The sequence below is a fragment of the Cryomorphaceae bacterium 1068 genome (genome assembly GCA_027214385.1).
In the GTDB taxonomy this organism is placed as follows: Bacteria; Bacteroidota; Bacteroidia; order Flavobacteriales_D; family Cryomorphaceae; genus JAKVAV01.
In genome coordinates, this window is record JAPVXR010000002.1 from 457,111 (window position 1) to 471,784 (window position 14,674).

12 protein-coding genes are annotated in these 14,674 nt (G+C 42.9%); 9 read left to right on the top strand and 3 right to left on the bottom strand.

Features of this window, described 5'->3' with window-relative positions; genetic code table 11:
* Positions 1-82: 82 nt before the first annotated feature.
* The 6 genes from O3Q51_04820 (at position 83) to O3Q51_04845 (ending at position 9,381) form a co-directional block, all read left to right on the top strand.
* Positions 83-5,125: a PKD domain-containing protein gene (locus tag O3Q51_04820; GenBank protein ID MCZ4408116.1), complete on the top strand. Its 5,043-nt coding sequence runs from the start codon at positions 83-85 to the stop codon at positions 5,123-5,125.
* Positions 5,122-6,687, top strand: a complete 1,566-nt coding sequence (locus O3Q51_04825; GenBank protein ID MCZ4408117.1) for a hypothetical protein — start codon at positions 5,122-5,124, stop codon at positions 6,685-6,687. Before O3Q51_04820 ends, O3Q51_04825 begins: the two co-directional genes overlap by 4 nt.
* Complete coding sequence (locus O3Q51_04830) at positions 6,684-7,703, top strand: type IX secretion system membrane protein PorP/SprF (protein MCZ4408118.1); 1,020 nt, start codon at positions 6,684-6,686, stop codon at positions 7,701-7,703. Before O3Q51_04825 ends, O3Q51_04830 begins: the two co-directional genes overlap by 4 nt.
* A 79-nt stretch (positions 7,704-7,782) precedes the next feature.
* A complete protein-coding gene (locus tag O3Q51_04835; protein MCZ4408119.1) occupies positions 7,783-8,358 on the top strand; it encodes a SiaB family protein kinase in 576 nt (191 codons plus the stop codon).
* A 10-nt stretch (positions 8,359-8,368) separates the two neighbouring features.
* On the top strand, positions 8,369-8,683 hold the full coding sequence (locus O3Q51_04840; GenBank protein ID MCZ4408120.1) for a hypothetical protein: 315 nt from the start codon (positions 8,369-8,371) through the stop codon (positions 8,681-8,683).
* A 2-nt stretch (positions 8,684-8,685) separates the two neighbouring features.
* The gene (locus O3Q51_04845; protein MCZ4408121.1) at positions 8,686-9,381 is read left to right on the top strand and encodes a hypothetical protein; all 696 of its coding nucleotides are present in this window, start codon (positions 8,686-8,688) and stop codon (positions 9,379-9,381) included.
* Here O3Q51_04845 and map read toward each other — a convergent pair.
* Together map and O3Q51_04855 are read right to left on the bottom strand one after the other, a co-directional pair.
* Complete coding sequence (map, locus tag O3Q51_04850) at positions 9,365-10,189, bottom strand: type I methionyl aminopeptidase (GenBank protein ID MCZ4408122.1); 825 nt, start codon at positions 10,187-10,189, stop codon at positions 9,365-9,367. The genes O3Q51_04845 and map overlap by 17 nt on opposite strands.
* On the bottom strand, positions 10,177-10,632 hold the full coding sequence (locus O3Q51_04855; GenBank protein ID MCZ4408123.1) for a hydrolase: 456 nt from the start codon (positions 10,630-10,632) through the stop codon (positions 10,177-10,179). Before O3Q51_04855 ends, map begins: the two co-directional genes overlap by 13 nt.
* Before the next feature lie 127 nt (positions 10,633-10,759).
* Here O3Q51_04855 and O3Q51_04860 point away from each other — a divergent pair, with 127 nt between their 5' ends.
* The gene (locus O3Q51_04860) at positions 10,760-11,431 is read left to right on the top strand and encodes a class I SAM-dependent methyltransferase (GenBank protein MCZ4408124.1); all 672 of its coding nucleotides are present in this window, start codon (positions 10,760-10,762) and stop codon (positions 11,429-11,431) included.
* Here the strand turns inward: O3Q51_04860 and O3Q51_04865 are convergent.
* Complete coding sequence (locus O3Q51_04865; protein MCZ4408125.1) at positions 11,418-12,629, bottom strand: OmpA family protein; 1,212 nt, start codon at positions 12,627-12,629, stop codon at positions 11,418-11,420. The two genes, O3Q51_04860 and O3Q51_04865, sit on opposite strands and share 14 nt — an antisense overlap.
* Positions 12,630-12,804: 175 nt before the next feature.
* On the opposite strand from O3Q51_04865, the gene O3Q51_04870 reads away from it, so the two are divergent.
* Together O3Q51_04870 and O3Q51_04875 are read left to right on the top strand one after the other, a co-directional pair.
* On the top strand, positions 12,805-13,926 hold the full coding sequence (locus tag O3Q51_04870; protein ID MCZ4408126.1) for an OmpA family protein: 1,122 nt from the start codon (positions 12,805-12,807) through the stop codon (positions 13,924-13,926).
* Positions 13,923-14,672: a polysaccharide biosynthesis/export family protein gene (locus O3Q51_04875; protein ID MCZ4408127.1), complete on the top strand. Its 750-nt coding sequence runs from the start codon at positions 13,923-13,925 to the stop codon at positions 14,670-14,672. Before O3Q51_04870 ends, O3Q51_04875 begins: the two co-directional genes overlap by 4 nt.
* Positions 14,673-14,674: the final 2 nt, after the last annotated feature.

Here is a 14,674-nt window from a genome sequence, read left to right on the forward strand (position 1 = left end):
TAACGAGGTCCTTTTCCTTTTTTATTTTTCTTCCTGAAGCCCACCCGCTAACCTTTCTTGGGTTATTACGTAAATGCGGGATATGAGGATTGCAAAAAAAGTAGTTTTAGTCATTCTCCCCTTACTTCTGTTTGCAGGAGCCGAGCTTAAGGCCCAGTGTGAGTTGTTTGACTTTTTCGGCAACCCTACTGACACGCCCTATTGGTATAGCTGTAACGGAAATAACTTCAGTTTGAATTTGCAGTCGCCGAATAATATCGGGGCTTGGCAAGTAAACTGGGGAGATGGATCGCCTATCCAGACCGGCGGAAGTCTCGTTCCTCCGGATTTCATTACGCACACATATACCGCGACTGTTGATACTTTCTTATTGACGTTTACTGAAACCTCAACAGGCTGCACTGTGAACGGTGTGGTAGTAATGGAGGAAGCCAGTAACGCATCCATTCAGGTGCCTGTGGGTGGTTTGACTCAAGCTTGTGCGCCTCAGACAATGGATTTCATCAATTCCAGCACGAATACCTCAGAAACGACTGTGTTTACCTGGGACTTTGGTGATGGCTCTCCTATTGAAACTTATGATTATACAAATCTGGGCCAAGTCGTATCACATACTTACGAGGTGGGAACGGTCGATTGTGAGACTGTTGTCACATTAACCGCTGAAAACTATTGTAACTCAGTTCAGGGTGGTCCAAGTACGGCGACCTTTAACCCGATCCGAATTTGGGATATCGATGATGCCGGAATTACACCGTCTGCTACTGTTTTATGTTGGCCCGATAACGAGTTTACTTTTAATAATACGACAGAACGAAATTGCCTTTTTCAAGGGAATATATACCAGCGTTACGAATATTGGAATTTCGGTGACTACTGGGGATTGGGATATGACTCTATTATAGATTGGACTCCATGGCCTCCTACTTTTCCACAAACTATAGAATATCCGGCAATCGGTACTTACGATGTTCTTTTACTTGATAGTAACCTATGTGGGGTTGATGCGGTGACCATTCAAGTAGAAATTGTGGCCCCACCTACCGCTGCTATTTCTGCGAATCCAACCACGATTTGTCAAGGTGAGACTGTAACTTTTACAAACAATTCATCAGCGAATGCGACAGGGTTTCAGTGGAACTTCGACGATGGAACGCCTCCGGTTATTTCGGGTGCTCCCACGGTAGATCATGTTTTCAACTCCACTGGAACATTCGATGTACAACTTATTGCCGCAGTCGGGGCACCGGGAAGCGGGTGTGCAGATACAGCATTTGTGGAAATCACAGTATTGCCGGCCCCGGTTGCTCAAATCAACTTTGATAACGATGAGGCTTGCGACAATCTCCAAGTCAATTTTAGCGATGGATCCACCGGTACTATAAATGATTGGGATTGGAGTTTTGGAAATGGAAATACTTTTTTAGGTCAGTCGCCACCGGTACAGGAGTACAACTCACCCGGGTCCTACAATGTTGTCCTAACAGTGACTTCGCCCAATGGCTGCGCCAATAGCGACACGCATATTGTAGAAGTTTATGAATCACCCGTCTCCAACTTTTTGGTTCAGAATGTATGTATAGGTTCTGAAGGAAGCTTTGTGGATTTATCTACTTCACAGGCAGGAGATCCGATTGTTTCTTGGGATTGGGATTTTGGCGATGGAAATGACTCACAAGATCAGAATCCCACACATTCTTATTCCGGTACAGGAACGTTTACTGTAGAACTTACAGTTTCCACCGCAACTTGTTCGAATTCAACTACACAAGTTGTAAATGTTGAACCGGCTCCAAACGCTTCTTTTACCCATGTTGTGACCGAAGGCTGCGCACCCCTTGAGGTTGATTTTATCAATACCACTGTCGGAGGAGATTCTTACTCTTGGATCTTCGGTGGCGGAGGAGGAAGTGGTGACGAAAGTCCTACTCATACTTTTAATAATTTCGGAGATGAAGACTCCCTTTATACAGTCACATTAATCGCCCAAAATGCTTTTGGATGTCGAGATACGGCCACGAGCACAGTTGAGGTCAATGCCAATGCTGTAGCCCAATTTCAGGCATTTTATATTCCGGGTTGTGACCCTGATCCTGCTAACTTCATAAACACATCTATCAATGCAGATTTTGTCGCGTGGGATTTTGGTGACGGAACGACTACGGTAGTTGAGAACCCCAGTCATCAGTTTGTGAACAACACTGCTTCGATACAGCAATTTGAAGTTCAGTTAATCGCTTACACACCAAATGGGTGTGATGACACTACTTCGACTGTAATTTCAGTGTTTCCCCAGCCCGATTTCGATTTTACATTGCCGGTAGATACCGGGTGTAATCCTTTCTCGGTTCAGTTTCCGGTCATAACGGGAGCCATTAGTAACCAGTGGACTTTTGGTGATGGTACAATCAGTACATCCCCAAATCCGGAACATACTTATGGAAATTCAACCTTAGCTCCTGTCACTTATGATGTCGAGTTGGTTGCCACTTCCGCATTTGGTTGTAATGATACATCATCGGCTACCGTTACGGTAAATCCCGATCCCGTCGCTCAATTTTCAGTTGATCGAACGTCAGGATGTGGTCCGCTGACCATTAGTATTACGAATCAAAGTATACTCGCCGACTCACTTATTTGGAGTTATGGTGATGGTGTAACCTCTGATACATCAGCCTTTATTCATGAATATACCTTTGAGAATACAACAGATCAAACCATTACTTATACAATCGAGCTGATCGCTTATACCGAAAATGGGTGTTCGGACTCGTTTATAAGAAATATTGAAGTACATCCTCTCGTCGATGCGGCCTTTTCTCACCCTATAGAGGAATGCTCGCCCCTATCCTTTGTTTTTGAAAACGAAAGTGTTAACGCGTCCTTCTATCAGTGGGATCTGGGCAATGGAACTGTTAGTGTAGCAGATGAGCCACTTGGCGGTTATCAAACCATAGGGATTGAGCCTGATACGTTCGATATTCAATTGGTAGCCACTTCTATGTTTGGTTGTGAGGATACCGCAAGAAGTCAACTTATTTTGCACCCTAAGCCCAATGCTTCGGTGATTCCAAGTGGTGTGGCGGGATGTTCGCCTTATCCGGTCAATTTTCAAAACAATAGCTCCATAGCGACCAATTATCAATGGAATTATGGAGACGGAAATATTTCTGATACGTTGGATTTAGTACACCAGCATGTCTTCGTTTCGACTTCCAATGCCCCTCAAGATTTCCAAGTGTCTATGATTGCTTCAACCGATTTTGGCTGTGCTGATACATCGCTTATCGAGATTACCGTATATCCCGAAGTAATTGCTCAGTTTGCGCCTGAAACGGAGGGTTGTTCTCCATTGGCTGTGAGTTTTATCAATACCTCTTTTGGAGGAGCCACCTACAACTGGTCCTTTGGAGATGGAAATGAGGCGTTCATCACAAATCCTTCAAACACATTTGTGAATATGATGGATACCGTTCGCGATTTCACCGTGACCTTGGTAGCTCAGTCGGGATTTGGATGTACCGATACGACTAGTGGTAATATCAAAGTATTCCCTCTACCAAATGTTAGTATCGCGCTTAACGGTGTTGAAGGTTGTTTCCCGGCAGATTTTGAATTTGCTAATTATACTGAAGGAGCTACAGAGTACTTCTGGAATTATGGAGATGGAAATGATTCTCAAAACTCTGACTCCATACATACTCATACTTATGTCAATTCTGGAACCGAACTTGAAACAAATACGGTTACCCTTACCGCTACAACTGAATATGGATGTCAGGACCAGCAGTCAATTGAGGTAGAAGTGATTCCTGAAATAATTGCTGATGTGGTTTTCCCGGAAGGAGGGTGCTCGCCTTATACTGCCGAATTTGAAAACAATACGGTTGGAGCATTTACCTACTTGTGGGAATTTGGAGATGGCAACTTCTCGCAAGCAGAAGAGCCGACCTATGTCTATGAGAACTTTAATTCGCAAGACTCAACTTACACAGTATTATTTATTGCGCAGTCCCTTTATGGATGTGCCGATACACTGGAGTATAATCTTCCTGTTTTGGGATTACCTGAAGCGCAGTTTATCGCAACTCCTGCTGTTCAGCAATTTCCTGAGGCTACCATTGATGTCGTAAACCTCAGTAATGCAAACAACGGTGCGAATTATGGATGGAATTGGGGTGATGGAACCTCAGAATCATCAACAGATCCTGATGCACCACAAGGCCATACTTTTGAGACTTGGGGTGAGTACTTAATCACACTGAGTGTAGGAAATAGTATTTGTAACGATACCTCTACGCAGATGGTGATTATCGATCCTCCATTGCCCATAGCATCGTTTGAAGGTGAAGGTATTGGTTGTGAACCGTTGGTAGTTGAGTTTACCAGCACGTCAACTTATGGAGTATCTTATCTCTGGGATTTTGGCGATGGTACCATCAGTGAAGAGGAGAATCCTGTGCACGTATATTACGAGTCTGGAACCTTCAACGTGGCTCTCACGGTGACAGGCCCTGGAGGCGATCAGGATACGGAAATCAAACCCGCTTTGGTGACAGTTCATCCCAGGGCAGAAGCCTTCTTTACTGTCAACCCACCCGTTATCACTATTCCTGATCAGGTTTATTTCTTGAACCTGTCAACGGATGCTACCAGCTATTTCTGGGATTTTGGTGACGGAAACACCTCTACGGAATTTTCGCCCTATAATTTTTATGAAACCACAGGATGGCACCCCGTAACACTGATTGCTGATAATGAATTTGGTTGTCGAGATACATTCAGGGTCGATCAAGCGGTGAAAGGAAATGTCGATACGCGTATTGTTTTTCCTAATGCTTTTACTCCCAATACCTCAGGGCCGAATGGTGGCTATTGGACCATCGACGATATGTTTAATAATGACATCTTCTTTCCTCAATATAAGGGTGTTGAAGAGTTTGAGATGCAGATTTTCAACAAATGGGGAGAACTCCTATTTGTTTCAGAAGAAGTCCGAAGAGGATGGGATGGATACTACCGTGGAGAAATTTGTCAGCAAGACGTATACGTCTGGAGAGTTAAAGTCAAATTCGCCGACGGAGGAGAACTTATTGATTCAGGTGACGTAACACTTTTAAGATGAGAAAACTTTACTTATTTCTTTTAGTCATTCTATTTATCCTTTCTGCGGGTATCGAAGCCGTTGCGCAGAAGAATTTGGGTAGATACCACAAGAATTTGCTTTACGAAGCGGATATCTACTATACTCAAGGAGACTACTACTATGCCTCTGAATTGTATACAGAGATCGTAAAAGTCGATCCTCAGAACCCTGAGGTCCTCGGGAGACTTGGTATATGCTATTTCCATTTACCACCTTATAAGGATGAGTCAAAAAGGTTTCTTGAGCTCGCTGTAAAACATGACGACACAGAGGCCAAGTACTATTTGGCAAAAGATCGAATCGCAGAATACAAGTTTTTCGACGCTTTGAACTTGATTTATGATTACGAAAATGACGCTGATCGAATGAAGTCAGCGGCAGAAATTGAACACCTTAAGAGCTCAGCTCAACGAGCAATCGTCATGGTTCAATCTCCACTTTCGGTTACAGTAAAGAACTTGGGGAAAACGGTAAATTCGGAGCACCATGATTATGCCCCTGTTTGGGACTTTGCAAAGAATACGTTGTATTTCACGTCTAGAAGAAAACTAAATGCGACGAGTGAGAAAGACATATCAGAGCAGTTTGATGAGAACATATTTATCCTTGATTTGGAGTCTGCTGCCAAGTTGGTTAAAGCTGCTCCGGCACCGCTCAATACTGATCGTAATGATGCCGCCGTTGCCGCTACACCTAACGGTGAAGAATTGATCATATACCGTACGAGTAAAGATGGCTACTCAGGAGATTTGTACGTCAGTAAAATGAACCACTACGAGTGGTCGGAACCGGAAAAATTGGATCAGGCCATCAACAGCAAATACCAAGAAGCAAGTGCATCATACGACGGCTCTAATGTGCAAGTCCTTTATTTCTCTAGTGATAGAGACGGAGGTTTCGGAGGGAAAGACATCTACGTAATAAAAAGATTACCGAACGGAAAGTGGGGTAAGCCTGAAAACTTGGGTGAAGAAATCAATACACCGCATAATGAAGATGCTCCTTTTGTAGATGTCAACGGTGATTTATACTTCGCTTCACAAGGACACTCTACCATGGGTGGGTACGACATTTTTGTTTCAAAGAATATAGCGGATGGACGTGGTACGCCTCAGAATATGGGTTATCCCATCAATACTCCAGGTGATGATATCTTCTTTACCATTAACGAAACGGGTGACAAAGCGTATTTCTCTTCAGAAAGAGTGGGAGGCTATGGTTTACAAGATCTCTATGAAATAGATTTTGACGAAGACCATACGATTATTCTGAAAGGACAGCTTTCTGCTGAAGCAGAGAGTATTCCGTCAAATGCGCTAATCACTTTATTGAATGAAGAGAATGGTAATGTAGAAGGATTGTTTCAAACCCGAAGTGGCTCGAGCGAATTCGTTTTGGCTTTGAATACGAATAAAAAATACACCATGCTGGTTGAAGCTTCTGGCTACGATTCGGTGGAGAAATCTATCTATTACGGTGGTGAACTGGATGGGGTAAAGGAAGTAGAAGAGATTGTAACTCTTTCGAAAAACCCGAAATGAGACGCCTCATACACATATCGCTAATTGGGATGTTCATGTCTCTTGCCCTAGTGGTTAGGGCTCAGGATCAGCAGTACACGCAGTTTTATGCTGCGCCTATGTTGTTGAATCCCGCGTTTGCAGGAACTTCTATTCAGAGTAGGGTAGCCATGAATTATCGAAATCAGTGGCCTACACTGCCTCAAGCGTTTGTGTCCTACAATTTTTCGTTTGACCACTTTTTCGCTGACATTAAAAGCGGTGTCGGGATTAACGTTTCTCACGATAAGGCGGGCACAGGTGCTTTGACCTATACCAACGTATCTCTGCAGTATGCGTACGAGTTTAACGTGACAAGAAAGATCAGCCTTCGTCCGGCGATTACCGTTGGGTATGGAAGTAATTATTTGGATATTAATAAGCTGACCTTCGGAGATCAATTGGCTAGACAAGACGATGGTTTAACCACTCTTGATCCTGACCGTGCTCGATTTAGTCAAGAGCCAGTGGCTTACCCGGATTTCGGAGCAGGATTTTTGGTTTATGCTGAGAAGTTTTGGATAGGAGCTTCAGTCTATCACATTAATGAGCCCGTTCATTCCCTTGTGGGGAGAGAGAGCGTATTGCCGCGACGAGTTTCTGCTCACGGGGGAATCAGATTGAAACTTTCTGAGATTGGCGCATTTTCAAAGCGGCAGTTTATCGTTCCGGCTTTCAACTACCAGCTTCAAGGGTTGTTTGACCAATTGGATTTGGGTTTCTATTATGAGTACGATCCTGTGGTGATAGGTCTCTGGTACCGAGGGCTGCCCGGACTCAAGAAGAATGCCAATAACACTATAAATCAAGATGCTTTGGCTGTCTTGATCGGTTATGAGATAAATAATATGCAAATCGGATATAGCTACGATCTCACCATATCATCTCTTTCACCCAATAGTGGAGGCGCTCACGAGATTTCAGTAATCCTTGAATTTGCGAGCAAAAAAAGCAAGAAAAAGAATAAACGAAGAGTTATGCCTTGTGCTAAATTCTAAAGGGATTTAGATCATTCTTCTATGAATTAGAGCCATACATCGTTATAATCTTTATCTTGGTCGAGCCAAAATCTTTTTCATGAACCTCACTAGAGATGCTTTGGAACATTTTTACTCCGAGGCTGAATGTTTTTATAAAGACCTGAGCGCAGACAATAAAACTGAGGTAATCGTGCATTATGCAGGAGACCTGAACTTTGGTTTTGCCAGCGCCCTGACTTCCCGAATGGAGAAGCTTCTTGATGAAAAGGTTGAGAATAAAACGGCTAGAAAGAGGTTTTTCACCGTATTTATTGAGGCTATTCAGAATATTCGTCTCCATAGTGAGATGGATGAAAGCGATCATGTCCACACAGTGGTTACAGTATATCGAAAAGCGAATAAGCTCTGTGGTCAATTTTCAAATATCATTGATCAACGGAAAGTCGCTGATTTGAAGGCTCGCTTCGATTCTATAAATGAGATGGATCCCGTTTCGCTCAAGGAAAAGTACATGGAAGTCATGATGAACGGAGCTAGAAGTAGCAAAGGGGGCGCAGGCCTGGGGATTATTACCATGGTTATGAGATCGAAAAATGCCAGTCCTTATCATTTATCTCCTCTCGATGAGCAACACAAAATATTCTCTCATACCGTTTGCGTAGATTTGGCTTAAGCCAATATTTATGATTTTTATTTTCGATTGGGGACACCAAACTTTCAAAGAAATCGGACCACTCTCCAAGACTGATTTCAAAACGACTCTAGAACCCGAAATGGCATGGCTCGTCATCCGCCGCAGCTGGTTCAGAGCTTTTTTTATACCTACTATTCCTACTGAAACAGACTTTGGTCTTGTAGATGAAGGTGGAAATTTTTTCAAAATTGAAAAGGCCGTATTCGAAAAGTATATGCCTTTGGCAAAATTAAATGCTGTGATTTCAAATGGTGAGATTTCGGATGAAGAATATGAGAGGCGGAGAAACGAAATGGGCTTTTAGCGATGTGTACGGTAACCTATCTTCCACAATCAGGGGCTAACATAGTAACGGCTAATCGAGATGAGTCGCCCGTTCGAAACGCTGACGGACTCTCGCCATATTTGAATAAAGATCAAAGTGAATTTCTAATAGCTAAGGAGCCCTTGCATGGAGGAACAAATTTGGCGATTGGAAAAGAGTTCACGACAGTTTTACTCAATGGCGCTTTTTTTCCTCATGAAAGAAAACTGAACTACCGAAAGAGCAGGGGTATCGTTGTGTTGGATAGTCTGGATTTTTCTGCTTTGAACGACTTCAAGCATTGCTCTTTAGAAGGAGTTGAGCCTTTTACGCTTTTGCGATTTGGGAAGAATATCGAAGAGTTGAGATGGGACGAATCAATGGTGCATTTTCGAACATACGATCCGACAAAGCCATTGATTGTTGCCAGCGCAAAGCTCTACAGCAGTGAAGTTTTGAAAAAACGTCAACAGTGGTTTGATGATCTTTTCGCATCGGATCTACCTAACAGTAATAAGGTCTGGAGTTTTCACATAAACGGAGGTGATGGTGATCTCGAAAATGACATGGTCATGAATCGCAGAAATTTAGTGCGCACAGTATCCGTGAGCCAAGTCTGTACTTCAATAATTAAAAAAGAGGTGAGGCACTTCGACATAATTCGAAATAAGACAGAAGAACTTACACTTGAGCTTTGACAGTGTCCAAGTTCATTCTCATTGCATTCAAGCCACGCTTTTCGAGTGCTTCCTCCACATAATCGAATGTGGATAAAATATCAGGAGTGCCATTTACCACTGCGATGTCATGCTCAAAATGAGCTGAATACATCTTGTCTGCAGAAACTATGGTCCAATCGTCATCCAGCATCATCACATCTTTTGTTCCAAGATTGATCATCGGCTCTACCGCTAAGACCATTCCGTCAATAATTCGTTTTCCTCGGCCGCGTCTGCCGTAATTGGGCACCTGAGGGTCTTCATGCATTGTTCTACCCAAGCCGTGTCCAACCAACTCTCTAACCACGCCATAGCCATTTTGCTCAGCATGATTTTGAATGGCAAACCCGATATCTCCGATTCGCATACCTGTTCGCATCTGATCTATTCCGAGGTAGAGTGACTCTTTGGTCACCCTCAATAGTTGCTCTATTTCCTTACCCACTTTGCCTATGGCAAATGTATATGCATGATCTCCATAAAAATTATTTTTGATGGCGCCGCAATCTATTGACACTATATCACCTTCTTCAAATGCACGCTCATTTGGTATGCCGTGTACGACAGCTTCATTCACTGATATACAAAGAGTATTAGGAAAGCCTCCAAATCCTAGGAATCCGGGAACTGCTCCTTGATCATTGATGTATTCGTGAGCAATCTTATCCAATTCGAGTGGAGTAACACCGGGGCCTATCTTTTCAGCCATAAGACCCAATGTGCGCGATACGATTTGAGCACTCGCTCGCATCAATTCAATTTCTTCAGTATTCTTTAAGTGAACCATGACCTGAATAAGGATTTAATTCCGCCTTTTTTTGATTTAAAATTGTGGTGAGCTTCAGCATTTTTTAGTTGATGATTGAACTCGCCGTCATTGGGATGCAGTATTTGGTAGACATCTCCCCAACCGGGGAAACCTCCCACATTTCGGTCATCGATGAAGATATCTGCATTGATCTTTCGGCTGATTCCTTGTTCTAAGACTTCTTCGGGATAACTTTTATTTACCGCATAAAAAGTGATTCCTTGACTTGAGCAATATTTTACAGCATCGTCCAAGTATTTTCCACCTCTAAACGTCCAGAGGATCAAACGGTGTCCTTTTTTTTGCAATGCCCTCAGCGTATCAAATGCAAATAACATTTCATCTCCTATTTCGGGATACTTATGCTCAACGATAGTGCCGTCGAAATCCACTGCAATTGTTAACGAGTCTTCTGAAATCATTCCCATTGAGCCGCGAAATTACGGAATTTATAAAGGGTAGTTGTCCTCTAAATTCAAACCTCGATAAACAAAAACCGCATTTTGTAGCTTTATTTAACCCTACGATAAAGTATAAGCAGTAGCGAATATGATGAAGAAAGAGCCGATACGAGTCGTTTTAGAATCACTGACTCACCCGGTCTATAAACTTTACTCGAGTTCCAAACGATCTTGGGAGTATCATGGAATGGATCTTGTGGTACTTCCGGGGATATTTCATCCGGGTTGGTTTGTGACATCGGTTATGCTTTTAGAGCAACTGGAGGGGTTGGACTTATCGGGTAAGCGAATCTTAGAAATGGGTTGTGGAGCAGGCGTTTTGGCCTGCAGGGCAGTGCAATTGGGTGCTCAAGGTTTTGCTAGTGATATTACGTCGCTAGCTTGCGAAAATGCTGCGCAAAACACATTCAGAAATGAGCTCGATGTGGAGGTGATCCAAAGCGATATATTCGATCAGATGAGCGAGAACCAGCAATTCGATTATATCTTCGTAAACCCACCTTTCAAGCCCGATTACCCTGAAAGCCAAGATGATTTTGCCTTTTGTTGTGGCGAAGGATATGAATATTACATCGCTCTTTTCGGTAGCTTAAAAAAGCACCTCACTCCAAACGGTACTTTAGTCATGGCTCTAGCCAAGAGTTGTGAGATTGATCGTATTTTGGAAATTGCGGATTTTGAAAAAATCAGTTACGAACGAATTCTCACCAAACGAAAATGGTCGGAGACGAATTATCTCTACAGCTTTAGTTGCCGATAATCACAAATTCCACTCTTCTGTTTTTTGCACGTCCCTCATCAGTAGTGTTTGATGTAAGCGGTTTCTCAGATCCATAGCCACTGTAAGAGAGTCTCACATCATTCACATCTTCATTGATGAGATAGTCTACCACGCTTTTTGCTCTTGCTTCGCTGAGCTTCTTATTATACTCAAGGCTTCCTACATTATCTGTATGTCCTCCTATTTCAATCGTAAGAAAGGGGTAGTCGGTAAGGATATCTACCAGCTTGTCAAGCTCTGCTTTTGATTCTGGGAGAAGTTCGGCCTTGTCGAATTCGAAGAATATATTCTCCAAAGTCACTCTGTCTCCGACTTTATAGGCGATACTGTCTAGCTTGATGTCTTTCGTCGAAACGAATTCAGCTTTTTGCAACACCAATTTTGGTTTGGGTGGAATGCTTCTTTTCGGCTCAGGACTTAATGCTTCGCCAGGCATTGCTCGCCTCACCTTCACATCATCAATGTAATAGTAAGCACCGCCTTCACCTTCTTCAAACTCTTGAATTTCTGTTCTGTTGTCGTGGTAAAAATTACCAATGATGAGGTAATGCTTTTCTTCGTCCACCTCAAATACACCTGAGACCTTTTGCCATGCATTCCATCTGGACTTGATCACTTTATCAGAATTAACTTGCGGAGTGAAAAATAAAGGCATTCTATCTCGAGTTACTACTGCGGTATCGCTGAAGAACATGCCAAGATTGTTCGAGGCCAACTTTGAATTGGCAGATTTGCTGGCATAAAACTCAGCATAATAGCGCTGTCCGGGAACCAAAGCAGAATCGAGTTCCACACTGAGGTATTCATGCCAGAATGTTTCAGTGCCGCCTTTTCCGTAGGTTTTAAGGCCTGCCATATTATCACCGTTTCGAGGCCCTTGTTTTCCTTTGCTGTGTTTTCTTGGGTTTGCCCAGCACGTGTTCTTCACCCTTAAACTCAATAGGTCAGGGGTAGTTTCAGTAGGGGAGTCCCATGCATTGATGTCCTCCATGTAATTTCTACCATTTTGATTCCATCGGCAATATTCTCTTTTGGTTTCTTCAAAACCGGGATTTGAAACATAGTTGTAGTATGCATCGTCATTTTCTAAAAGGTCTTTTACCAGTTGCGCTTGACTGGTATTTGTTATACCGAGGGTTAGAAGAAGTGTAGAGAGAATCGTTTTGAATAAAGACATAAGTTTTCCACAAGGGTTAAATGAAGGCAATGGGTAAATGTATCGCAATCCTTGACCTTCTGAGGGTTTGCGTAAATAATCTTTCTTCAATTCAATGTGGAAAATGACATGACCTAAAAGGTACTCCACCCATGGTGGTCATCTATCTTTGTTTGTGTTTCGCTTTTCCCCTTTTATGCATCGAAAAAGACACTTCATCTTCTTTCTATTCGCTTTGTGCTCCTCATTTCTGTTTGCACAGGAAGATGACAGTCAGCCAATGTCATGCATGAATGCACAGGAAATTCTGTTTCCACTTGGGCAGAATGACTTTTCCAAAAGCGAAATACTGATGAACGAAGCCACCATAAATGCGCTTTACTATCTCTATGAGGATCGCTACACTTTCTGGTATAAATTTATCGCTACCGAAGATCTTACCATTGACTTCTCTGTGAGTCCAACCAATCAGGACGACCGCTATAGAGCGATACTTTTTAAATACGGAGGAAAGGATTTTTGCGACAAGCTGGTCAATGAAAACCTTCAGCCCCAAAGGGTTCAGCGGATACCTATCTTCAGTGACGATGGCGAGATACTTTACAAAAATACCGTCGAAGCTGCCAAAGGTGATACCTTTTACGTTTCGGTATTGAGTCTCAATGCTGATGATTGTGGTCACTACCTCTACATAGAGTCAGCGGAAGAAAAGTTCTCGTTTCATGCTATACATCAGCCTTGTTATGATTTCGACCAACTCAGGCAGCCTGATTTCTCAACTAAAAAGGAAGTGCAAGAAGATGTGAGCTTAGTCCTTCCTATGGATACTGAAGTTCCGTTTGAGCCAGAACCTGAAGTTGGTTTTTCTGCACTTGAAACCATCGAAGTTGAAAGCGAAGACGATGAGTTTATTTCTGTTGGAGACCGTCTGATTTTAAATCAAGTATTCTTTTATAACAATACTTACGCATTCAAACCAGGGGCTACTGATGAGCTTGATCAGTTGGTAGATTTCTTAGAAATGAATGCTACCGTAGAAGTAGAGATTCAAGGGCACACGGCAAACAATACAGAAGACATTCGGCCTGACCCCAATTTTAAGGGGCAAGGCAAAGAGTGGAATTTCAAGGGTACTGCATTGAAGCTAAGCGAGCGAAGGGCTGAAGCGGTGATGGAGTACCTGATCGGTAAGGGTATTTCTAAGAAAAGGTTGATAGCAAAGGGCTATGGCGATAGTCAAAAACGCGTTCCAGATGCCAAGACCTTCGATGAGTTTGAGAAAAATATGCGGGTAGAAGCCGTCGTGACCAAACAATGAAAAAGCTATTCTATCTTTCACTTTCTGTCTTTCTATTGGCCTCTTGCGTCTCGCACAAGCAGGTCACCTATTTCAATGATATCCAAGATCTAGAGACTGGAAAGCTAAATATTCCCGATGCACCGGCTGCCGTTCTTAAAAATGGTGATCTGGTTGAAGTGCAAATATCCAGTATTAGTTTAGAAACGAATGCCTACTTCCAGACCGACCAAAGTTCATCTGATGACGGGTTTGGTGGAAATCTTTACCAAATCGATGGTAGCGGCTCCATTCACCTTCCCTTGGTGGGAAATGTCGAGATTGTAGGCTTATCCAAAGAGGAAGCAAGAGCAGCTATAGAGTCTGCTCTATTGGAATATGTACAAAAACCCAGCGTCAATCTCCGTATAGCAGATTATAAGATTACGGTACTCGGCGAAGTCAACACTCCGGGTGTATACAAGATACCTACGGCAGAAGCTTCAGTGCTTGAAGCTCTTGGATATGCCGGTGATTTGACCGTGTATGGCGTGAGGGAGAACGTTCTCCTGATTCGTGACAACGGCATAGAGAAGAGTTTTCACCGACTGAATTTAAACGATTCGAGCGTTTTGGAAAGTGAGCACTTTTACCTTCAAAATAACGATGTGATTTACGTTCAGCCTACGAAGGGTCTGACATCGAAAGATGATAACATATACCGGATCTTGCCGCTGGTGATCAGTTCTCTCACATTTGTGGCTGTCATTATTAGCTTGAATCAATAAGT

Coding starts and splice junctions, on each gene's coding strand:
- O3Q51_04870 (MCZ4408126.1), top strand. CDS start 12,805: ATGCATCGAAAAAGACACTTCATCTTCTTTCTATTCGCTTTGTGCTCC.
- O3Q51_04840 (MCZ4408120.1), top strand. CDS start 8,369: ATGATTTTTATTTTCGATTGGGGACACCAAACTTTCAAAGAAATCGGA.
- O3Q51_04820 (MCZ4408116.1), top strand. CDS start 83: ATGAGGATTGCAAAAAAAGTAGTTTTAGTCATTCTCCCCTTACTTCTG.
- O3Q51_04875 (MCZ4408127.1), top strand. CDS start 13,923: ATGAAAAAGCTATTCTATCTTTCACTTTCTGTCTTTCTATTGGCCTCT.
- O3Q51_04865 (MCZ4408125.1), bottom strand. CDS start 12,629: ATGTCTTTATTCAAAACGATTCTCTCTACACTTCTTCTAACCCTCGGT.
- O3Q51_04825 (MCZ4408117.1), top strand. CDS start 5,122: ATGAGAAAACTTTACTTATTTCTTTTAGTCATTCTATTTATCCTTTCT.
- O3Q51_04830 (MCZ4408118.1), top strand. CDS start 6,684: ATGAGACGCCTCATACACATATCGCTAATTGGGATGTTCATGTCTCTT.
- O3Q51_04860 (MCZ4408124.1), top strand. CDS start 10,760: ATGATGAAGAAAGAGCCGATACGAGTCGTTTTAGAATCACTGACTCAC.
- O3Q51_04845 (MCZ4408121.1), top strand. CDS start 8,686: ATGTGTACGGTAACCTATCTTCCACAATCAGGGGCTAACATAGTAACG.
- map (MCZ4408122.1), bottom strand. CDS start 10,189: ATGGTTCACTTAAAGAATACTGAAGAAATTGAATTGATGCGAGCGAGT.
- O3Q51_04835 (MCZ4408119.1), top strand. CDS start 7,783: ATGAACCTCACTAGAGATGCTTTGGAACATTTTTACTCCGAGGCTGAA.
- O3Q51_04855 (MCZ4408123.1), bottom strand. CDS start 10,632: ATGATTTCAGAAGACTCGTTAACAATTGCAGTGGATTTCGACGGCACT.